This is a genomic window from Thiopseudomonas acetoxidans (assembly GCF_030362935.1).
Lineage (GTDB): Bacteria > Pseudomonadota > Gammaproteobacteria > Pseudomonadales > Pseudomonadaceae > Thiopseudomonas > Thiopseudomonas acetoxidans.
The window spans coordinates 16,226-33,956 of sequence record NZ_JAUCDY010000012.1 but is presented as its reverse complement, the minus strand read 5'-3'; the positions used below and the strand labels follow the sequence as shown (position 1 = coordinate 33,956).

The window sequence follows — 17,731 nt, the reverse complement described above, 5'->3', positions numbered from 1 at the left end:
ATAATGATTAGGCAGTCGCCTTATCATCCTTCTTCAAACTTGCCGGCGGCCAGTTATCTAGGCGCATACCGAGTGATAGACCGCGTTGAGCTAGTACGTCTTTAATTTCAGTTAAAGACTTTTTACCTAGGTTAGGTGTTTTAAGTAACTCAACCTCAGTACGCTGAATCAGGTCACCAATGTAATAGATGCTTTCAGCTTTCAAGCAGTTAGCCGAACGAACCGTTAGCTCAAGATCATCAACTGGTCTGAGTAATACCGGATCGACTTCGTCTTCGGGCTGCTCTTCAACCTGCTCAACCTCAGCCTGTAAGTCAACAAAAGCAGCCAACTGATGCTGCATAATTGTTGCACAGCGGCGAATTGCTTCTTCAGGATCCAAGGTACCATTGGTTTCTAATTCAATAACTAACTTGTCAAGGTCGGTACGCTGCTCAACCCGAGCATTCTCCACTACATAAGCTACGCGGCGAACTGGGCTGAAAGAAGCATCCAACTGCAAGCGACCAATGCTACGAGACTCGTCAACATCCGCAAAGCGGGTATCAGCTGGCTCATAACCACGACCACGAACAATTCGTAGCTTCATATTTAGCGCACCTTTCTCAGCCAGATTGGCAATAACGTGGTCGCCATTAACGATTTCCACATCATGATCCAGCTGAATATCGGCTGCAGTAACTACGCCCGGCCCTTTTTTGCTTAAGCTAAGTGTAACCTCATCACGACCGTGCATTATTACAGCCAAGCCTTTGAGGTTAAGCAGGATTTCAATCACATCTTCCTGCACACCTTCAATGGCGCTGTATTCATGTTCCACACCGTCGATCTCAACTTCAACAACAGCGCAACCAGGCATTGAAGACAAAAGGATACGTCTCAGTGCATTACCTAGAGTATGACCGAAGCCACGCTCTAGCGGCTCTAAGGTAATCTTAGAACGCGTTGGGCTGATCGAGTCAACAACAATTTGACGAGGAGTTAGAAACTCATTTACCGAAATCTGCATGGATTCACCTATTTTCTTGCCCTTACTTAGAGTAGAGCTCGACGATCAGGCTCTCATTAATGTCTGCAGACAGATCAGTGCGCTCAGGAATATTCTTGAACACGCCAGACTTTTTCTCTGCATCAACATCAACCCACTCTACACGGCCACGTTGAGTGCATAACTCAAGCGCCTGGGCGATACGTAATTGATTTTTGGATTTTTCACGAACCGCAATCACATCACCTGGCTGTACCTGATAAGAAGGAATGTTTACCGTCTTACCATTGATACTGATCGCTTTGTGCGATACCAACTGACGAGATTCAGCACGAGTTGCACCAAAACCCATACGGTATACAACGTTATCCAAGCGGCACTCTAAAAGTTGCAGCAGGTTTTCACCCGTTGAACCTTTACGACGTGCAGCTTCAGTGTAGTAGTTAGCAAACTGACGCTCTAAAACACCGTAGATACGACGAACTTTTTGCTTTTCGCGCAACTGAGTACCGTACTCAGATAAACGACTGCGACGCTGACCATGCTGACCAGGTGCAGCTTCAAGATTACATTTAGATTCAATCGCGCGTGAGCCGCTCTTTAAGAAAAGATCTGTGCCTTCACGACGGGACAGTTTGCATTTTGGACCAATATAACGTGCCATTTTTAACCGTCTCCTTTACACGCGACGCTTCTTCGGCGGACGACAACCATTATGAGGGATTGGCGTCACGTCTGTGATGCTGGATATTTTATAGCCACAACCATTAAGAGCACGTACGGCAGACTCACGGCCTGGACCTGGACCCTTAACGTTGACTTCAAGATTTTTCAGACCGTATTCAAGTGCCGCTTGGCCTGCACGCTCTGCTGCAACCTGTGCAGCAAAAGGTGTACTCTTACGAGAACCGCGGAAACCTGAACCACCTGAAGTTGCCCATGATAGAGCATTACCCTGACGGTCTGTGATTGTAACAATTGTATTATTAAAAGAGGCGTGGATATGGGCGATGCCATCAACCACGGTCTTTTTGACCTTCTTACGAGGACGAGCAGCTGCTTTAGCCATAATCAAATTCCTATTCTTAAACCAATGCTATTATCTGCGGATCGGCTTGCGCGGACCTTTACGGGTACGAGCGTTGGTTTTAGTGCGTTGACCACGAACAGGTAAGCTACGACGGTGACGCAGGCCGCGGAAGCAACCTAGGTCCATCAAGCGCTTAATGTTCATGCTGACTTCACGACGTAGGTCACCTTCAGTAGTTAACTTGGCAACTTCTACGCGCAACTGTTCGATCTGATCTTCAGTCAGGTCTTGGATTTTTGCTGCTGGATTTACACCAGTCGCCGCACACAATTTCTGTGCAGAGGGGCGCCCTATACCGTAAATATAGGTCAGCGAGATAACAGCATGCTTGTTATCTGGAATGTTAACGCCTGCAATACGGGCCATTCAATCTAACTCCATTTGACAGCTACTTGTACCCTGGAAGCCAAGAACGAATACAAGTTATATAGCTGTAATTACATTACACTCACTAGCGCACTAGCTAGCAAGCAATAAACACAACACAATTAGCCTTGGCGCTGCTTGTGACGTGGCTCTGCCTTACAAATCACTCGAATAACACCTTCACGACGAATGATTTTGCAATTACGGCAAAGTTTTTTAACCGATGCACGAACTTTCATCACACACTCCTAAGCCTTAAGGGCTAGCGCATCATACCACTGCTGCCATAGCCTTTAAGGTTTGATTTTTTCATTAGGGATTCGTACTGGTTAGAAACGAGGTGCGATTGTACTTGAGCCATAAAGTCCATGACAACCACTACCACGATCAATAACGATGTCCCACCAAGATAAAAAGGAACATTTGCCGCAACCACTAAGAATTGTGGTAACAAGCAAACTGCAGTCATATACAGCGAACCGAACACTGTTAAGCGTGTAAGAACACCATCGATATAACGTGCTGATTGATCACCGGGACGAATTCCGGGAATAAAAGCACCGGACTTCTTCAAATTCTCTGCGACTTCCTTAGGGTTAAACATCAACGCTGTATAGAAGAAACAGAAGAAAATAATACCCGCACTAAACAAAATAATGTTTAACGGCTGCCCGGGAGCTAAAGACTGAGAAATATCCGACAGCCAGCCCATGCTTTCTGACTGACCAAACCATTGCCCTAATGACGCTGGGAACAGCAAGATACTACTAGCAAAAATTGCAGGAATTACGCCCGCCATGTTGACCTTCAAGGGCAAGTGGCTTTGCTGTGCGGCAAAAACTTTACGTCCCTGCTGACGCTTAGCGTAGTTCACCGTAATACGGCGCTGACCACGCTCAATAAAGACCACAAAACCAATAATGGCAACAGCGATTAAAGCCACAACAATCAGAGCGATAATATTAATATCACCTTGACGCGCGGACTCGAATGACTGACCTATAGCACCTGGTAAGCCCGCGACAATACCGGCAAAAATAAGCATTGAAATGCCGTTACCGATACCACGCTCTGTAATTTGCTCACCTAACCACATCAAGAACATTGCTCCAGCTACAAAAGTAGTGATAGCAATGAAATAGAAGTTAAAGGCGGTGTTAAAGGCAACTCCTTGACTCGCTAAGCCCATCGACATGCCAAAAGCCTGCACCAATGACAGCACCAAGGTGCCGTAACGGGTGTACTTGCTGATTTTACGTCGACCGGCTTCGCCTTCTTTTTTCAACTGAGCTAGCTGTGGGCTGACCGCGGTCATGAGCTGCATGATAATAGAAGCCGAAATATACGGCATAATACCTAATGCAAAAATACTCATGCGCTCCAGTGCACCACCAGAAAACATGTTGAACAGGCTGAGTATGGTTCCCTCATTCTGTCTAAACAAATCTGCTAAGCGATCTGGGTTAATACCGGGCACAGGAATATGTGCGCCAATACGATAAACGATGATTGCTAAGATTAAGAAGCGCAAGCGTGCCCAGAGCTCGGACAAACCAGCACCGCCTAATGCAGGGAGAGAACCTTGCTTTGCCATTTATTCCTCGACTTTTCCGCCAGCTGCGATGATAGCTTCGCGAGCGCCTTTGGTAGCTGCAACACCCTTAAGGGTGACAGCACGGCCAACTTCGCCGGATAGCATTACTTTTACGCTTTTGACATTTAAGCCAATAACGTTTGCTTCTTTCAAAGTAAGCAGCGTTACTAAATCACCATCCACTTTAGCCAACTCTGAAGTACGAACTTCAGCGCGACTTAAGGATTTCAATGAAGTAAAACCAAACTTTGGCAAACGACGGTACAAAGGCTGTTGACCACCCTCGAAACCTGGCGCAACTTTACCGCCAGAACGTGAACTCAAACCTTTGTGACCACGACCTGCAGTTTTGCCTGAACCGCTACCAATACCACGACCCAAGCGTGTTTTGCTTGGACGCGAACCTGGTGCTGAACGTAAATCGTTTAATTGCATGATTTAGCCCTCCACACGGAGTAAGTAGTAAGCCTTATTGATCATGCCGCGATTTTCCGGGGTATCCAGAACCTCAACGGTGTGATTAATACGACGCAGGCCTAAGCCGCGCACACAGGCTTTATGGCTTTGTATACGCCCATTAGTGCTCTTGACTTGAGTCACTTTAATTTTAGCTTGCGACATGGTTAAAGAATCTCCTCGACACTTTTGCCACGCTTAGCAGCAATTGCAGCAGGGGATTGCATGTTCTTCAGACCTTTAAAGGTCGCTTGAACAACGTTAACTGGGTTAGTAGAACCATAGCACTTGGCTAATACGTTCTGCACTCCAGCAACTTCCAACACTGCGCGCATAGCGCCGCCAGCAATTACACCCGTACCTTCAGAAGCAGGCTGCATGTATATATTCGATGCACCATGGTTTGCTCTGATTGGGTACTGCAGTGTGGTGCCGTCCAATTCAACTTGAATCATATTGCGGCGCGCTGCTTCCATTGCTTTTTGAATAGCAGCTGGTACTTCGCGGGACTTGCCACGGCCATAACCAACACGTCCATTACCATCACCAACTACAGTCAGTGCGGTAAAGGTGAAGATACGACCACCTTTAACTGTTTTAGCTACACGATTTACTTGGACTAATTTCTCAATGTAGCCTTCATCGCGACTTTCATCACGCTTATCGCGTCTTTGCTCGTGATTTGACATAAATTAGAACTCCAGCCCGCCTTCACGAGCAGCATCAGCCAGTGCTTGCACACGGCCATGGTACTTAAATCCAGAACGGTCAAAAGCAACCTGGCTTATGCCCGCAGCTTTAGCACGCTCAGCAATAAGCTGACCCACTTTTTTGGCTGCTTCGATATTTCCAGTAGCTTGTTCACGCAACTGTTTATCTAAAGTTGACGCGCTTGCTAGCACCTTTTGTCCATCTGCTGAGATGACTTGCGCATAAATATGCTGCGAAGAACGGTGCACGCAAAGGCGAACTACTTCGAGCTCGCGCATTTTTAAACGTGCTTTACGAGCGCGACGTATTCTTGAAACTTTTTTATCGTTCATTTTGCTTGGCCCTATTTCTTCTTAGCTTCTTTACGAAGTACTTCTTCATCAGCGTAGCGTACACCCTTGCCTTTGTAAGGCTCTGGACGACGGAAGTCGCGGATTTCAGCAGCAACCTGACCTAACACCTGCTTATCAATACCACGAATCAAAATATCAGTAGCACTAGGTGTTTCTGCGGTTACACCCTCAGGCAATTGATATTCGATTGGGTGTGAGAAGCCCAAAGACAGGTTGAGTACTTTGCCTGTTACTTGAGCACGAAAACCAACACCAACTAGCTGTAATTTACGCTCGAAGCCTTGGCTAACACCAGTAACCATGTTGTTAATCAGTGCGCGCGTTGTTCCAGCCATAGCACGTGATTGCTGATCGCCATTACGCGGAGCAAAACGTAGCTCACCAGAATCCTGGGTAACTTCCACTGCTGGATGTAAATTCATTTGCAAAGTGCCTTTAGCACCTTTCACCGAAACTTCCTGACCGCTAAGTTTGAACTCAACGCCAGCTGGAAGTTTAACGGGGTTATTAGCAATTCTTGACATGCCTACTCCCCTTAGAAAACGCTACAAAGAACTTCGCCACCGATACCTGCAGCTCGCGCAGCTCTGTCTGTCATCACACCTTTACTGGTAGAGACAATAGCTACACCTAAACCTGCACGCACTTTCGGTAACTGATCAACGGATTTGTACTGACGCAAGCCAGGACGACTTACACGCTTCAGTTCTTCTATAACCGGACGGCCTTCGAAATATTTTAATTCGATGGACAACAGAGGCTTAGCATCTCCGCTGATCTGATAGTCTGTGACGTAACCTTCAGTCTTCAACACTTCAGCTACTGCAACTTTTAGTGATGAAGAAGGCATGCTTACAACAGATTTTTCAGCCATCTGGGCATTACGGATACGAGTCAGCATATCTGCTAACGGGTCCTGCATACTCATGGGCTTTTAACTCCTAGATTAATAAAACCAGCTGATCGCTGGTTACACGCACAAGAAAACACTAGCTCTTGTGAGCCGAGCATTTTAATGATTCTTTACAGACGAAGCAAGCCCCGATTGGGGCTTGTTCGTTTTTTTTCGATTTCGCTTGGATTACCAGCTAGATTTAACTAAACCTGGTACATCTCCACGCATCGCTGCCTCACGCAACTTGTTGCGGCCTAAGCCAAACTTACGGTATACACCGTGAGGACGGCCGGTTACGCGACAACGGTTACGCAAACGCGCGGCGCTTGCGTCACGTGGTTGCTTTTGTAAAGCAACCTGCGCATCCCAGCGTTCTTCTTCAGTCGACTTAGGATTAGCGATAATTGCTTTAAGGGCAGCACGTCTTTCGGCGTACTTGGCAACCGTTTGCTGACGCTTCAGCTCACGATTAATCATACCTTTCTTAGCCATGAGCTAGTCCTCAGTTACGGAATGGGAATTTGAAGCCGGACAATAGTGCACGCCCTTCTTCATCGTTACGCGCTGTAGTGGTTAGAGTGATATCTAAACCACGTAGTGCGTCGATCTTGTCGTAATCAATTTCCGGGAAAATGATTTGCTCTTTAACACCCATGCTGTAGTTACCGCGACCGTCAAACGAACGTGGATTTAAACCACGGAAGTCACGTACACGTGGCAGGGAAATTGAGAGCAAACGATCCAGGAACTCATACATGCGATCGTTACGCAGCGTAACTTTAACCCCAATCGGCCAGCCGTCACGAATTTTAAAACCCGCGATAGACTTACGTGAATAAGTCACAATCGGCTTTTGACCAGTGATTTTTTCAAGGTCTGCAACAGCGTTTTCAATAACCTTTTTGTCAGTTACTGCCTCGCCCAGACCCATGTTAAGTGTAATCTTTGTTACACGCGGAACTTCCATTACGTTGCTAAGCTTAAGCTCTTCTTTAATCTTAGGTGCAATTTCTTTCCGAAAAATTTCTTTCAATCGTGCCATGGTTATTTACCTAGCCGCCTCAAGCCTGGACCGGTTTATTGGTCGACTTGAAAACACGAATTTTCTCGCCATCCTCAACTTTGAAACCTACGCGATCTGCTTTGTTGGTTTCGCTATTGAAAATAGCCACGTTTGAAGCATGGATTGGTGCTTCTTTCTCGACGATACCGCCTTGTTGTCCGGACATCGGATTAGGCTTGGTATGACGCTTGACCATATTAACGCCAGCCACGAGTACGCGACCGTCTGCTAATATTTTCTGCACCTTACCACGTTTGCCTTTATCCTTGCCGGCGATGACGATGATCTCGTCGTTACGACGAATCTTTTGCATGACGGCTACTCCTTACAGCACTTCAGGCGCCAGTGAGACGATTTTCATAAACTTCTCTGTACGAAGTTCACGCGTCACTGGTCCGAAGATGCGGGTACCGATTGGCTCTTGCTTGTTGTTTAACAACACAGCAGCATTGCCATCGAAACGAATGATTGAACCATCTGGGCGACGTACACCATGAGCGGTACGCACAACCACAGCGGTCATTACCTGGCCCTTTTTAACTTTACCACGTGGAATTGCTTCCTTAACGGTGACCTTAATGATGTCCCCGATACGGGCATAGCGACGGTGTGAACCACCTAGAACCTTAATACACATTACACGACGTGCACCGCTGTTATCAGCGACATCGAGCATAGATTGAGTCTGAATCATAAAATCTCTCCGACCCTAGGTCCTAAACAACTTCTGCGCGCTCGACAACTTCAACCAAAGCCCAAGACTTAGTCTTAGATTGTGGACGGGTTTCACTAATAGTGACCTTGTCGCCCACTTGGCATTGATTGGTTTCATCGTGCGCGTGCAGTTTTGTCGAACGCTTAAGATATTTACCGTACACAGGGTGCTTGACGCGACGCTCGATGAGCACGGTGATTGTTTTATCCATTTTGTCACTGACAACACGACCCGTCAGTGTACGAATAACTTTCTGAGCTTCAGCCATGATTAGTTACCTGCCTTCTGGTTGAGCACAGTTTTAACGCGGGCAATATCGCGTCTAACTTGTGTGAGCAGGTGCGACTGCGACAACTGACCAGTGGCTTTTTGCATACGCAAATTAAACTGATCACGCAATAATTGCAGCAATTGCTCTTTGAGTTGCTCTACTGTTTTTTCACGAAGTTCGTTAGCTTTCATCACATCACCGTCCGCTTAACAAAAGATGTTGCGACAGGCAATTTAGCAGCAGCTAAAGCAAAAGCTTCACGCGCCAATTCTTCTGTAACACCTTCAATCTCGTAAAGTACTTTTCCGGGCTGAATCAAAGCTACCCAATACTCTACTGAACCTTTACCTTTACCCATACGTACTTCTAAGGGCTTCTTGGTAATTGGCTTGTCAGGGAAAACGCGAATCCAGATTTTACCGCCACGCTTAACGTGACGTGTAAGGGCACGACGGCCGGCTTCAATCTGACGCGCAGTGAGTCGACCGCGACCAGTAGCTTTAAGAGCATACTCGCCGAAGCTAACCTTGCTTCCGCGTTGAGCTAGACCACGGTTGTGGCCTGTCATCATCTTGCGGAACTTCGTACGCTTTGGTTGTAACATGTTGCGTACTCCTTAACGTGCAGCTTTTTTACGTGGCGCTGGTGATGTTGGTTTAGTTTCTTCTGTACGGCCGCCAATAACTTCGCCCTTAAAGATCCAAACTTTCACACCAATCACACCGTAAGTGGTGTGCGCCTCATAGGTGGCATAATCGATATCAGCGCGCAGCGTGTGCAATGGCACACGGCCTTCGCGATACCATTCTGTACGTGCAATTTCAGCACCACCAAGACGACCGCTCACTTGGATTTTGATGCCTTTGGCACCAATGCGCATTGCATTTTGTACCGCGCGCTTCATCGCACGACGGAACATTACACGGCGCTCCAGCTGCTGAGCTACGCTCTGAGCAACGAGCATACTGTCAAGCTCCGGCTTGCGGATCTCTTCAATATTGATGTGCACGGGCACACCCATTTTCTTGGTCAGGTCCTGACGCAGCTTTTCAACATCCTCACCTTTCTTCCCGATAATGATTCCAGGACGAGCAGTGTGGATGGTAATACGTGCTGTCTGAGCCGGACGAGCAATCTCGACACGGCTAACGGACGCGTTTTTTAGTTTGTCGAATAGATACGCACGAGCTTCTAAATCGGCATTTAAGTAGTCAGCATAATTTTTGCTGTCTGAATACCAAACCGATGCGTGATCCTTGACTATACCCAGGCGTATGCCTATGGGATGTACTTTCTGACCCATCTGTTAAACTCCGTTACTTGTCTGCGACCTTGACAGTGATATGGCAAGACCGCTTGATGATTCGATCTGCACGGCCTTTGGCACGTGGTCTGATACGCTTCATCGAACGCCCTTCGTTAACAAAGACTGTTGAGACGCTTAAATCGTCAACATCAGCACCTTCGTTATGCTCGGCATTGGCTATCGCAGATTCAAGCACTTTTTTAATAATCTCAGCAGCTTTTTTGCTGCTGAAAGTTAGTAGGTTGAGCGCTTCATCTACTTTCTTCCCGCGAATTTGGTCAGCAACCAAACGGGCTTTTTGGGCAGAAATGCGAGCGCCCGATAACTTTGCGGCTACTTCCATCATCTCACCCCTTAACGCTTGCCTTTTTTGTCTGCAACGTGACCACGATAGGTACGTGTTGCAGCAAATTCGCCTAACTTATGACCAACCATATCTTCACCGATCAACACAGGTACATGCTGACGACCGTTGTGAACTGCAATAGTTAGACCAACCATCTGCGGTAGTATCATTGAGCGACGTGACCAAGTTTTCACTGGTTTACGATCGTTCTTTTCAACCGCAGTCTCAACCTTCTTTAACAGGTGAAGGTCAATAAATGGACCTTTCTTAAGAGAACGTGACATTTGTTATCCTCAATTATTTACGGCGATGAACGATCATCTTGTTCGTACGCTTATTAGTACGGGTTTTGCCACCCTTAGTTGGGCGACCCCATGGAGTAACTGGATGGCGACCACCTTTAGTACGGCCTTCACCACCACCATGTGGGTGATCAACTGGGTTCATCGCAGCACCACGTACGCTTGGACGAATACCCGCCCAACGTGAAGCACCTGCCTTGCCTAAAGAGCGCAAGAAGTGTTCATGGTTTGAAACTTCGCCTAAAGTTGCGCGACATTCGGCTAACACTTTACGCATTTCACCTGAACGTAAACGCAGAGTAACGTAAGCTCCATCACGTGCAATCAACTGAGCGGAAGTACCAGCAGAGCGTGCCATTTGCGCACCCTTACCTGGCTTAAGCTCAATACCGTGAATGGTAGAACCTACTGGTATGCTACGCAGCGGTAAAGTGTTACCCGCTTTGATAGGCGCATGTTCGCCTGACAGCAACTGCTCGCCAGCACTAACACCTTTAGGTGCTAAAATATAGCGACGCTCACCGTCTGCATACTTAAGCAATGCAATGTGTGCACTGCGGTTTGGATCGTACTCTAAGCGTTCAACAGTCGCAGGGATGCCGTCTTTGTTACGACGAAAATCGATAATACGATATTGTTGCTTGTGACCACCACCAACGTGACGAGTGGTAATACGACCATTATTATTGCGGCCACCGGTTTTAGTTTTCTTTTCCAGCAGCGGCGCATAAGGAGAGCCTTTGTGCAGCTCCTTATTGACTACGCGAACGACAAAACGGCGTCCAGCAGAAGTCGGCTTGCTTTTAACAATTGCCATGATACACCTCTACTTATTCAGCACTGCTAGTGAAGTCAATGTCTTGACCGGGCTGTAGGGCGATATAGGCTTTTTTCCAGTCCTTACGCTTACCCAGTCCGCGCGCTGTACGCTTAGTCTTACCGTCAACTTTAACGGTGTTAACATCAGCTACTTTCACTTCGAACAGGGCTTCTACAGCATTTTTGATTTCCAGCTTGGTTGCATCAATCGCAACTTTAAATACAAACTGGTTTTTGCCATCGGCTAACATAGTCGCCTTCTCGGAGATATGTGGGCCAAGCAGCACTTTAAATACGCGTTCCTGGTTCATCCCAATAACTCCTCAAACTTCTTAATGGCTGACACAGTCATCAGAACCTTATCATAAGCAATTAGGCTTACTGGGTCTGAGCCTTGCACATCAAGCACATCCACATGAGGAAGGTTACGTGCAGCCAAATAAAGATTTTGCTCAATGTCTTCGGAAACAATTAATACATTCTGCAAATCCAAAGCATTCAGTTTTTCTACCAAATCCTTAGTCTTAGGTGCACTAACTGCAAACTCTTCAACAACGACTAGACGATCTTGGCGAACCAGCTCAGACAAGATAGAACGCATCGCAGCGCGATACATCTTTTTGTTCAACTTCTGTGTGTGATCCTGTGGGCGTGCAGCAAATGTTGCACCACCCCCACGCCAAATCGGGGAACGGATTGTACCGGCGCGTGCGCGACCAGTACCCTTCTGACGCCATGGCTTACGACCACCACCAGACACTTCAGAGCGGGTTTTTTGTTTTTTACTGCCTTGGCGACCACCAGCCATGTAGGCTACTACGGCTTGGTGAACAAGAGTCTCGTTAAATTCGCCGCCAAAAGTACGCTCACAAACATCAATTGCTTGGGCGCCATTTACATTTACTTGCATTTCGGCACTCCCTCTTAACTGCGACCTTTAGTGGTTGGACGAACGATAACATCACCGCCAGTAGCGCCAGGAACAGCACCCTTTACAAGCAATAAATTACGCTCAGCATCAACACGAACGATTTCTAAGGACTGAACAGTCTTACGCTCAGCACCCATGTGGCCAGACATCTTCTTGCCTTTAAATACACGTCCTGGTGTTTGGCACTGACCAATGGAGCCCGGAACACGGTGCGAGACAGAGTTACCGTGAGAGGCATCCTGACCAGCAAAATTCCAGCGCTTAATGGTACCGGCGAAGCCCTTACCTTTTGACTGGCCCGTTACATCAACGATTTGACCAGCAGTAAAGATTTCAGCTGTTAATTGGTCGCCAGCTTGGTATTCACCTTCTTCAAGGCGAAACTCCAAAACTTTGCGGCCAGCTGCAACGCCAGCTTTAGCAAAATGACCTGCCTGTGCTTTAGTAACGCGAGAAGCACGACGCTCACCCACAGTTACCTGAATAGCACGGTAGCCATCAGTTTCTTCTGACTTAACCTGAGTGATACGATTCGGCTCCACTTCAATTACAGTGACCGGAATCGAGACACCCTCTTCGGTGAAAATACGGGTCATACCGCACTTACGACCGACTAAACCTATTGTCATATTAGGACCTCATTTGTGTACGGGGCTCTCACCCGCTATGGCCGCCCATTTCAGAGCGTTACACGACTAAAACGGATGTTTTAGCCGAGGCTGATCTGTACTTCCACACCAGCTGCCAGATCAAGTTTCATCAACGCATCAACAGTTTTATCTGTTGGCTGGACAATATCCAGTACGCGTTTATGTGTGCGAATTTCGTACTGATCACGCGCATCTTTGTTGACGTGCGGTGATACAAGAACGGTAAATCGCTCTTTGCGAGTCGGCAATGGGATTGGACCACGCACCTGAGCCCCAGTTCTTTTCGCGGTTTCCACGATTTCTTGGGTAGATTGATCAATCAGGCGATGATCAAATGCCTTCAACCGAATACGGATTTGTTGATTCTGCATTTTGACCTCAGACTCTTGTTTAGCTACCTATTAAGCAGCGCGCACCTATTAAAAGGAGGCGCAATTCTAATAGCCTCTAAACAACATGTCAACAACAATAGAAAAGCCCCCTAAGCGGGGGCTTTATTAATTAGCAAAAATTAAGCAATAATTTTTGCTACAACACCAGCACCAACGGTACGGCCACCTTCGCGAATTGCGAAGCGTAGGCCTTCTTCCATGGCGATTGGGTTGATCAGGGTAACGTCAAGTTTAACGTTATCACCTGGCATTACCATCTCAACGCCTTCTGGCAACTCACAGCTACCAGTAACGTCTGTAGTACGGAAGTAAAACTGTGGACGGTAGCCTTTAAAGAAAGGCGTGTGACGACCACCCTCTTCTTTGGACAGTACGTACACTTCCGCTTCGAACTGAGTGTGCGGCTTGATAGTGCCCGGCTTGGCCAATACTTGACCACGCTCAACCTCTTCACGCTTAACACCACGCAACAGAACACCAACGTTCTCACCTGCGCGACCTTCGTCAAGCAGCTTACGGAACATCTCAACACCGGTACAGGTAGTTTTGGTGGTGTCTTTAACACCAACAATTTCAACTTCCTCACCCACTTTAATGATACCGCGCTCGATACGACCGGTTACCACAGTACCACGACCAGCAATGGAGAATACGTCTTCAATCGGCATCAAGAACGCCTGATCAATGGCACGCTCTGGCTCTGGGATGTAGGAGTCAAGAGTTTCTACCAGCGTTTTAACTGCAGTAGTACCCATGCCGTTTTCATCTTCGCCGTTAAGCGCCATTAACGCAGAACCGGTGATGATTGGTGTGTCGTCGCCTGGGAAATCGTAAGTGCTGAGCAAGTCACGCACTTCCATTTCTACCAGCTCAAGCAACTCTTCATCGTCAACCATGTCCGCTTTGTTCAGGAATACAACGATGTACGGAACACCCACCTGACGGGACAATAGGATGTGCTCACGCGTCTGAGGCATAGGGCCATCAGCCGCTGAACAAACCAGAATCGCACCATCCATCTGCGCAGCACCAGTGATCATGTTTTTAACATAGTCAGCGTGACCTGGGCAGTCTACGTGTGCGTAGTGACGAGTCGGTGAATCGTACTCTACGTGCGACGCACTGATGGTGATTCCACGCGCTTTTTCTTCTGGCGCATTATCGATTTGGTCATAACCTTTTGATGCACCTGCACCGCCCCATACTTCAGCACAAACGCGCGTCAGAGCAGCAGTCAGAGTAGTTTTACCATGGTCAACATGACCAATGGTGCCTACGTTCAAGTGCGGTTTACTACGTTCGAATTTTTCCTTAGCCACGATATGTAACCTCTTACTAATTGGCGGGATTAACCTTGGTTTTTAATAATTGCTTCAGCAATGTTTGCCGGAGCTTCAGCGTATTTGGAGAACTCCATGGAGTAACTAGCACGGCCTTGAGACATTGAGCGAACGTCGGTCGCATAACCAAACATTTCACCCAATGGAACCTCTGCACGAATAACCTTGCCTGATGGCGTGTCATCCATACCTTGGATCAGACCACGACGACGGTTTAAGTCACCCATTACATCACCCATGTAATCCTCTGGCGTAACCACTTCGACTTTCATTACTGGCTCAAGCAGTACGGCTCCACCTTTGGTGCTTAACTGCTTGGTCGCCATCGAAGCAGCGATTTTAAACGCCATTTCACTTGAGTCGACATCGTGGTAGGAACCGTCAAAAACGGCTGCCTTTAGACCGAGAAGCGGATAACCGGCAACAATACCGTTTTGCATCTGCTCTTCGATACCTTTTTGAACTGCAGGAATGTATTCCTTCGGAATAACACCACCAACAATTTCATTTGTAAATTCAAGACCTTCCTGGCCTTCATCTGCAGGCGAGAAACGAATCCAGCAATGACCAAACTGCCCACGACCACCTGACTGACGAACGAATTTACCCTCGATCTCACAGGTGTTGCGAATCGTTTCACGGTAAGCCACTTGCGGCTTACCAATGTTGGCCTCAACGTTGAATTCACGACGCATACGGTCAACCAGAATATCCAAGTGCAACTCACCCATACCGGAAATAATGGTTTGACCTGTTTCTTCGTCAGTCTTAACCCGGAACGATGGGTCTTCTTGCGCTAAGCGGCCTAAAGCAATACCCATTTTTTCTTGGTCAGCTTTAGTTTTTGGCTCCACAGCAACGGAAATAACTGGCTCCGGGAAGTCCATACGCTCAAGAATAATTGGCTTGTCAATGTTGCACAGAGTATCCCCTGTAGTCACATCTTTCATGCCGATCAGAGCCGCGATGTCACCCGCGCGCACTTCTTTAATTTCCTGACGATCGTTAGCATGCATCTGCACCATACGACCTACACGCTCGCGCTTGCCTTTTACTGAGTTCAATACAGCGTCACCTGAAGCTAGAACGCCGGAGTAAACACGGATAAAGGTCAAAGTACCCACAAAGGGGTCAGCGGCGATTTTAAAGGCCAGCGCTGAGAAAGGCGCATTGTCATCTGCTGGGCGCTCATCAACCTGCTCTTCGTTGTCTGGATGCACACCCTTAATAGGTGGAATCTCAGTTGGCGCAGGCAAGTAGTCAATCACAGCGTCAAGCACCAATGGCACACCTTTGTTCTTGAAAGATGAACCACATACTGCTGGAACGATTTCACCAGCGATAGTACGCGCACGCAAGCCAGCTTTAATCTCATCGATGGTTAACTCACCACCTTCAAGATATTTGTCCATCAATTCTTCACTGGATTCTGCTGCTGCTTCAACGAGCAAAGAGCGATACTCTTCAGCATCCTCTAGCATATCCGCAGGAATGTCTTCTTCACGGTAAACCAGACCCATGTCAGCATCATCCCAATAACGAGCTTTCATCGTGATTAGGTCAACTTGGCCAACAAAGTTCTCTTCCATACCGATCGGCAATTGCAGAGCCACAGGTGTGTGACCTAAACGCTGCTTGATTTGACCCAAAACACGCTTAAAGTCTGCACCTTGACGGTCCAATTTGTTTACGTAAACGATACGCGGAACACCGTATTTGTTGGCTTGACGCCATACAGTCTCGGACTGAGGCTCAACACCAGATGAACCACAGAATACAACGACAGCGCCATCGAGAACACGCAGTGAACGCTCAACCTCAATAGTGAAGTCAACGTGACCAGGTGTATCGATAACGTTTACACGGTAGCGATCATACTGCTTGGTTGAGCCTTCCCAGAAAGCTGTAACCGCTGCAGATGTGATGGTAATTCCACGCTCTTGTTCTTGCGCCATCCAGTCAGTAGTACTTGCACCATCATGGGTCTCACCCATTTTATGGTTAACACCTGTATAAAACAGGATACGTTCAGTTGTCGTGGTTTTACCGGCGTCAACGTGCGCACAAATACCAATGTTACGGTAGCGATTAATAGGGGTAGTACGAGCCACAGTTAGGTCCTCGCTAAATTAAAAACGGTAATGCGAGAAAGCCTTGTTGGCTTCTGCCATACGGTGCACGTCTTCGCGCTTCTTAACAGCTGATCCTTTACCTTCAGCGGCATCCATCAACTCACCCGCTAAGCGCAGGGTCATGGATTTTTCGCCACGCTTACGCGCAGCCTCTACCAGCCAGCGCATTGCTAACGCGTTACGGCGGGAAGGGCGAACTTCAACTGGAACCTGATAGGTAGCACCACCTACACGACGGGATTTCACTTCAACCAAGGGAGCGATGGCTTCTAGTGCTTTTTCAAAGGTTTCCAGTGGTTCTAGGTTTTTACGCTGCTGAACTGTTTCCAGTGCACCATAAACAATACGCTCGGCCACGGCTTTTTTACCGTGCTCCATAACGTGGTTCATAAATTTTGCGAGAATCTGACTTCCATACTTTGGATCATCTAGAATTTCACGCTTTGCGATTACGCGACGTCTTGGCATTGATAAGCCCTCAAACGGTCTTCAGGTTAGCTCAGGACTCACTTACAGGCCTGACCTTACTCTTATCGACTCGAGTTAAAAAAATAGTTACTTAGGACGCTTGGTACCGTACTTAGAACGGCCCTGCTTGCGATCCTTAACACCGGAGGTATCTAAAGAACCGCGCACAGTGTGATAACGCACACCCGGCAAGTCTTTAACACGACCACCACGAATTAATACAACGCTGTGCTCTTGCAAGTTGTGGCCTTCACCACCGATGTAAGAAGACACTTCAAAGCCGTTGGTTAAACGAACACGACACACTTTACGTAGCGCTGAGTTCGGCTTTTTTGGTGTGGTGGTATATACACGAGTACATACTCCACGACGCTGTGGGCAACCCTGTAGCGCAGGCACGTCGTTCTTCTCGACGATACGCTTACGTGGTTTGCGCACTAGCTGGTTTACTGTTGCCATCTATATGCTCCACTTTTGTCTTGCGACAATACATAACAAGGCGGAGCCGAAGCCCCACCAAATTTAAGGGTACAAGATTTTAGT

General features: G+C 47.5%; 31 protein-coding genes. All 31 read right to left on the bottom strand.

What is annotated here, in order from left to right; genetic code table 11:
* Positions 1-7 precede the first annotated feature (7 nt).
* Positions 8-1,009 (bottom strand): DNA-directed RNA polymerase subunit alpha, encoded by a 1,002-nt coding sequence (locus QEZ41_RS09695; protein WP_289411282.1) that lies wholly within the window; start codon positions 1,007-1,009, stop codon positions 8-10.
* Between the two features lie 22 nt (positions 1,010-1,031).
* The gene (gene rpsD, locus QEZ41_RS09690; RefSeq protein ID WP_289411280.1) at positions 1,032-1,652 is read right to left on the bottom strand and encodes a 30S ribosomal protein S4; all 621 of its coding nucleotides are present in this window, start codon (positions 1,650-1,652) and stop codon (positions 1,032-1,034) included.
* Between the two features lie 15 nt (positions 1,653-1,667).
* Complete coding sequence (rpsK, locus tag QEZ41_RS09685; protein WP_289411279.1) at positions 1,668-2,057, bottom strand: 30S ribosomal protein S11; 390 nt, start codon at positions 2,055-2,057, stop codon at positions 1,668-1,670.
* A gap of 30 nt (positions 2,058-2,087) precedes the next feature.
* On the bottom strand, positions 2,088-2,444 hold the full coding sequence (gene rpsM, locus QEZ41_RS09680) for a 30S ribosomal protein S13 (RefSeq protein WP_289411277.1): 357 nt from the start codon (positions 2,442-2,444) through the stop codon (positions 2,088-2,090).
* A gap of 122 nt (positions 2,445-2,566) precedes the next feature.
* Positions 2,567-2,683, bottom strand: a complete 117-nt coding sequence (rpmJ, locus tag QEZ41_RS09675; protein ID WP_289411275.1) for a 50S ribosomal protein L36 — start codon at positions 2,681-2,683, stop codon at positions 2,567-2,569.
* A 23-nt stretch (positions 2,684-2,706) separates the two neighbouring features.
* A complete protein-coding gene (gene secY, locus QEZ41_RS09670; RefSeq protein WP_289411274.1) occupies positions 2,707-4,038 on the bottom strand; it encodes a preprotein translocase subunit SecY in 1,332 nt (443 codons plus the stop codon).
* On the bottom strand, positions 4,039-4,473 hold the full coding sequence (gene rplO / locus QEZ41_RS09665) for a 50S ribosomal protein L15 (protein ID WP_289411273.1): 435 nt from the start codon (positions 4,471-4,473) through the stop codon (positions 4,039-4,041).
* 3 nt (positions 4,474-4,476) lie between these two features.
* The gene (gene rpmD / locus QEZ41_RS09660; protein ID WP_289411271.1) at positions 4,477-4,659 is read right to left on the bottom strand and encodes a 50S ribosomal protein L30; all 183 of its coding nucleotides are present in this window, start codon (positions 4,657-4,659) and stop codon (positions 4,477-4,479) included.
* A gap of 2 nt (positions 4,660-4,661) precedes the next feature.
* Positions 4,662-5,183, bottom strand: coding sequence for a 30S ribosomal protein S5 (gene rpsE / locus QEZ41_RS09655; protein WP_289411269.1), 522 nt, complete (start codon positions 5,181-5,183; stop codon positions 4,662-4,664).
* A 3-nt stretch (positions 5,184-5,186) separates the two neighbouring features.
* Positions 5,187-5,537: a 50S ribosomal protein L18 gene (gene rplR / locus QEZ41_RS09650; protein ID WP_289411267.1), complete on the bottom strand. Its 351-nt coding sequence runs from the start codon at positions 5,535-5,537 to the stop codon at positions 5,187-5,189.
* An 11-nt stretch (positions 5,538-5,548) separates the two neighbouring features.
* Positions 5,549-6,082, bottom strand: a complete 534-nt coding sequence (rplF, locus tag QEZ41_RS09645) for a 50S ribosomal protein L6 (protein ID WP_289411265.1) — start codon at positions 6,080-6,082, stop codon at positions 5,549-5,551.
* Between the two features lie 11 nt (positions 6,083-6,093).
* Positions 6,094-6,486 (bottom strand): 30S ribosomal protein S8, encoded by a 393-nt coding sequence (gene rpsH / locus QEZ41_RS09640; RefSeq protein WP_289411262.1) that lies wholly within the window; start codon positions 6,484-6,486, stop codon positions 6,094-6,096.
* Positions 6,487-6,639: 153 nt separating this feature from the next.
* Positions 6,640-6,945 carry a 30S ribosomal protein S14 gene (gene rpsN, locus QEZ41_RS09635; protein ID WP_289411261.1) on the bottom strand — a complete coding sequence of 102 codons (306 nt, stop codon included), beginning with the start codon at positions 6,943-6,945 and terminating at the stop codon, positions 6,640-6,642.
* A gap of 10 nt (positions 6,946-6,955) precedes the next feature.
* A complete protein-coding gene (gene rplE, locus QEZ41_RS09630; protein ID WP_289411260.1) occupies positions 6,956-7,495 on the bottom strand; it encodes a 50S ribosomal protein L5 in 540 nt (179 codons plus the stop codon).
* A gap of 19 nt (positions 7,496-7,514) precedes the next feature.
* Positions 7,515-7,829 carry a 50S ribosomal protein L24 gene (gene rplX / locus QEZ41_RS09625; protein ID WP_289411259.1) on the bottom strand — a complete coding sequence of 105 codons (315 nt, stop codon included), beginning with the start codon at positions 7,827-7,829 and terminating at the stop codon, positions 7,515-7,517.
* A gap of 12 nt (positions 7,830-7,841) precedes the next feature.
* On the bottom strand, positions 7,842-8,210 hold the full coding sequence (gene rplN / locus QEZ41_RS09620; RefSeq protein WP_289411258.1) for a 50S ribosomal protein L14: 369 nt from the start codon (positions 8,208-8,210) through the stop codon (positions 7,842-7,844).
* Positions 8,211-8,232: 22 nt separating this feature from the next.
* Positions 8,233-8,499 carry a 30S ribosomal protein S17 gene (gene rpsQ / locus QEZ41_RS09615; RefSeq protein ID WP_289411257.1) on the bottom strand — a complete coding sequence of 89 codons (267 nt, stop codon included), beginning with the start codon at positions 8,497-8,499 and terminating at the stop codon, positions 8,233-8,235.
* 2 nt (positions 8,500-8,501) lie between these two features.
* On the bottom strand, positions 8,502-8,693 hold the full coding sequence (gene rpmC, locus QEZ41_RS09610) for a 50S ribosomal protein L29 (RefSeq protein ID WP_289411255.1): 192 nt from the start codon (positions 8,691-8,693) through the stop codon (positions 8,502-8,504).
* Positions 8,693-9,106, bottom strand: a complete 414-nt coding sequence (rplP, locus tag QEZ41_RS09605; RefSeq protein ID WP_289411254.1) for a 50S ribosomal protein L16 — start codon at positions 9,104-9,106, stop codon at positions 8,693-8,695. Before rplP ends, rpmC begins: the two co-directional genes overlap by 1 nt.
* 12 nt (positions 9,107-9,118) lie before the next feature.
* Positions 9,119-9,805, bottom strand: coding sequence for a 30S ribosomal protein S3 (rpsC, locus tag QEZ41_RS09600; protein ID WP_289411253.1), 687 nt, complete (start codon positions 9,803-9,805; stop codon positions 9,119-9,121).
* 13 nt (positions 9,806-9,818) lie between these two features.
* Positions 9,819-10,151: a 50S ribosomal protein L22 gene (gene rplV / locus QEZ41_RS09595; RefSeq protein WP_289411252.1), complete on the bottom strand. Its 333-nt coding sequence runs from the start codon at positions 10,149-10,151 to the stop codon at positions 9,819-9,821.
* A gap of 11 nt (positions 10,152-10,162) precedes the next feature.
* Positions 10,163-10,438 carry a 30S ribosomal protein S19 gene (rpsS, locus tag QEZ41_RS09590; protein ID WP_289411251.1) on the bottom strand — a complete coding sequence of 92 codons (276 nt, stop codon included), beginning with the start codon at positions 10,436-10,438 and terminating at the stop codon, positions 10,163-10,165.
* A 13-nt stretch (positions 10,439-10,451) separates the two neighbouring features.
* On the bottom strand, positions 10,452-11,273 hold the full coding sequence (gene rplB, locus QEZ41_RS09585; protein WP_289411250.1) for a 50S ribosomal protein L2: 822 nt from the start codon (positions 11,271-11,273) through the stop codon (positions 10,452-10,454).
* A gap of 13 nt (positions 11,274-11,286) precedes the next feature.
* Complete coding sequence (gene rplW / locus QEZ41_RS09580) at positions 11,287-11,586, bottom strand: 50S ribosomal protein L23 (protein ID WP_289411249.1); 300 nt, start codon at positions 11,584-11,586, stop codon at positions 11,287-11,289.
* Positions 11,583-12,185: a 50S ribosomal protein L4 gene (gene rplD / locus QEZ41_RS09575; RefSeq protein WP_289411248.1), complete on the bottom strand. Its 603-nt coding sequence runs from the start codon at positions 12,183-12,185 to the stop codon at positions 11,583-11,585. The genes rplW and rplD overlap by 4 nt, the downstream gene beginning before the upstream one ends.
* Before the next feature lie 14 nt (positions 12,186-12,199).
* Positions 12,200-12,835, bottom strand: a complete 636-nt coding sequence (rplC, locus tag QEZ41_RS09570) for a 50S ribosomal protein L3 (RefSeq protein WP_289411247.1) — start codon at positions 12,833-12,835, stop codon at positions 12,200-12,202.
* Between the two features lie 80 nt (positions 12,836-12,915).
* Positions 12,916-13,227, bottom strand: a complete 312-nt coding sequence (gene rpsJ / locus QEZ41_RS09565; RefSeq protein ID WP_003186070.1) for a 30S ribosomal protein S10 — start codon at positions 13,225-13,227, stop codon at positions 12,916-12,918.
* Between the two features lie 140 nt (positions 13,228-13,367).
* Positions 13,368-14,567, bottom strand: coding sequence for an elongation factor Tu (gene tuf / locus QEZ41_RS09560; RefSeq protein WP_289411245.1), 1,200 nt, complete (start codon positions 14,565-14,567; stop codon positions 13,368-13,370).
* 29 nt (positions 14,568-14,596) lie between these two features.
* Positions 14,597-16,699, bottom strand: a complete 2,103-nt coding sequence (gene fusA, locus QEZ41_RS09555; RefSeq protein WP_289411244.1) for an elongation factor G — start codon at positions 16,697-16,699, stop codon at positions 14,597-14,599.
* A gap of 18 nt (positions 16,700-16,717) precedes the next feature.
* Positions 16,718-17,188, bottom strand: a complete 471-nt coding sequence (gene rpsG / locus QEZ41_RS09550; RefSeq protein ID WP_289411242.1) for a 30S ribosomal protein S7 — start codon at positions 17,186-17,188, stop codon at positions 16,718-16,720.
* Between the two features lie 87 nt (positions 17,189-17,275).
* Positions 17,276-17,647 carry a 30S ribosomal protein S12 gene (gene rpsL / locus QEZ41_RS09545; RefSeq protein WP_289411240.1) on the bottom strand — a complete coding sequence of 124 codons (372 nt, stop codon included), beginning with the start codon at positions 17,645-17,647 and terminating at the stop codon, positions 17,276-17,278.
* Positions 17,648-17,731: the final 84 nt, after the last annotated feature.

What these genes read in the sequence shown, in the direction of transcription:
- rplD (WP_289411248.1), bottom strand. Translation starts at nt 12,185, where the DNA reads ATGCAAGTAAATGTAAATGGCGCCCAAGCAATTGATGTTTGTGAGCGT.
- rpsQ (WP_289411257.1), bottom strand. Translation starts at nt 8,499, where the DNA reads ATGGCTGAAGCTCAGAAAGTTATTCGTACACTGACGGGTCGTGTTGTC.
- rplO (WP_289411273.1), bottom strand. Translation starts at nt 4,473, where the DNA reads ATGCAATTAAACGATTTACGTTCAGCACCAGGTTCGCGTCCAAGCAAA.
- rplV (WP_289411252.1), bottom strand. Translation starts at nt 10,151, where the DNA reads ATGGAAGTAGCCGCAAAGTTATCGGGCGCTCGCATTTCTGCCCAAAAA.
- rpsL (WP_289411240.1), bottom strand. Translation starts at nt 17,647, where the DNA reads ATGGCAACAGTAAACCAGCTAGTGCGCAAACCACGTAAGCGTATCGTC.
- rplN (WP_289411258.1), bottom strand. Translation starts at nt 8,210, where the DNA reads ATGATTCAGACTCAATCTATGCTCGATGTCGCTGATAACAGCGGTGCA.
- rpsG (WP_289411242.1), bottom strand. Translation starts at nt 17,188, where the DNA reads ATGCCAAGACGTCGCGTAATCGCAAAGCGTGAAATTCTAGATGATCCA.
- rpsS (WP_289411251.1), bottom strand. Translation starts at nt 10,438, where the DNA reads ATGTCACGTTCTCTTAAGAAAGGTCCATTTATTGACCTTCACCTGTTA.
- secY (WP_289411274.1), bottom strand. Translation starts at nt 4,038, where the DNA reads ATGGCAAAGCAAGGTTCTCTCCCTGCATTAGGCGGTGCTGGTTTGTCC.
- rpsD (WP_289411280.1), bottom strand. Translation starts at nt 1,652, where the DNA reads ATGGCACGTTATATTGGTCCAAAATGCAAACTGTCCCGTCGTGAAGGC.
- rpsC (WP_289411253.1), bottom strand. Translation starts at nt 9,805, where the DNA reads ATGGGTCAGAAAGTACATCCCATAGGCATACGCCTGGGTATAGTCAAG.
- rpmJ (WP_289411275.1), bottom strand. Translation starts at nt 2,683, where the DNA reads ATGAAAGTTCGTGCATCGGTTAAAAAACTTTGCCGTAATTGCAAAATC.
- rpmD (WP_289411271.1), bottom strand. Translation starts at nt 4,659, where the DNA reads ATGTCGCAAGCTAAAATTAAAGTGACTCAAGTCAAGAGCACTAATGGG.
- rplB (WP_289411250.1), bottom strand. Translation starts at nt 11,273, where the DNA reads ATGGCAATTGTTAAAAGCAAGCCGACTTCTGCTGGACGCCGTTTTGTC.
- rpsN (WP_289411261.1), bottom strand. Translation starts at nt 6,945, where the DNA reads ATGGCTAAGAAAGGTATGATTAATCGTGAGCTGAAGCGTCAGCAAACG.
- rplE (WP_289411260.1), bottom strand. Translation starts at nt 7,495, where the DNA reads ATGGCACGATTGAAAGAAATTTTTCGGAAAGAAATTGCACCTAAGATT.
- rpmC (WP_289411255.1), bottom strand. Translation starts at nt 8,693, where the DNA reads ATGAAAGCTAACGAACTTCGTGAAAAAACAGTAGAGCAACTCAAAGAG.
- rplR (WP_289411267.1), bottom strand. Translation starts at nt 5,537, where the DNA reads ATGAACGATAAAAAAGTTTCAAGAATACGTCGCGCTCGTAAAGCACGT.
- rplX (WP_289411259.1), bottom strand. Translation starts at nt 7,829, where the DNA reads ATGCAAAAGATTCGTCGTAACGACGAGATCATCGTCATCGCCGGCAAG.
- QEZ41_RS09695 (WP_289411282.1), bottom strand. Translation starts at nt 1,009, where the DNA reads ATGCAGATTTCGGTAAATGAGTTTCTAACTCCTCGTCAAATTGTTGTT.
- rpsJ (WP_003186070.1), bottom strand. Translation starts at nt 13,227, where the DNA reads ATGCAGAATCAACAAATCCGTATTCGGTTGAAGGCATTTGATCATCGC.
- rpsH (WP_289411262.1), bottom strand. Translation starts at nt 6,486, where the DNA reads ATGAGTATGCAGGACCCGTTAGCAGATATGCTGACTCGTATCCGTAAT.
- rpsK (WP_289411279.1), bottom strand. Translation starts at nt 2,057, where the DNA reads ATGGCTAAAGCAGCTGCTCGTCCTCGTAAGAAGGTCAAAAAGACCGTG.
- rplF (WP_289411265.1), bottom strand. Translation starts at nt 6,082, where the DNA reads ATGTCAAGAATTGCTAATAACCCCGTTAAACTTCCAGCTGGCGTTGAG.
- rplW (WP_289411249.1), bottom strand. Translation starts at nt 11,586, where the DNA reads ATGAACCAGGAACGCGTATTTAAAGTGCTGCTTGGCCCACATATCTCC.
- rpsE (WP_289411269.1), bottom strand. Translation starts at nt 5,183, where the DNA reads ATGTCAAATCACGAGCAAAGACGCGATAAGCGTGATGAAAGTCGCGAT.
- rplP (WP_289411254.1), bottom strand. Translation starts at nt 9,106, where the DNA reads ATGTTACAACCAAAGCGTACGAAGTTCCGCAAGATGATGACAGGCCAC.
- rpsM (WP_289411277.1), bottom strand. Translation starts at nt 2,444, where the DNA reads ATGGCCCGTATTGCAGGCGTTAACATTCCAGATAACAAGCATGCTGTT.
- rplC (WP_289411247.1), bottom strand. Translation starts at nt 12,835, where the DNA reads ATGACAATAGGTTTAGTCGGTCGTAAGTGCGGTATGACCCGTATTTTC.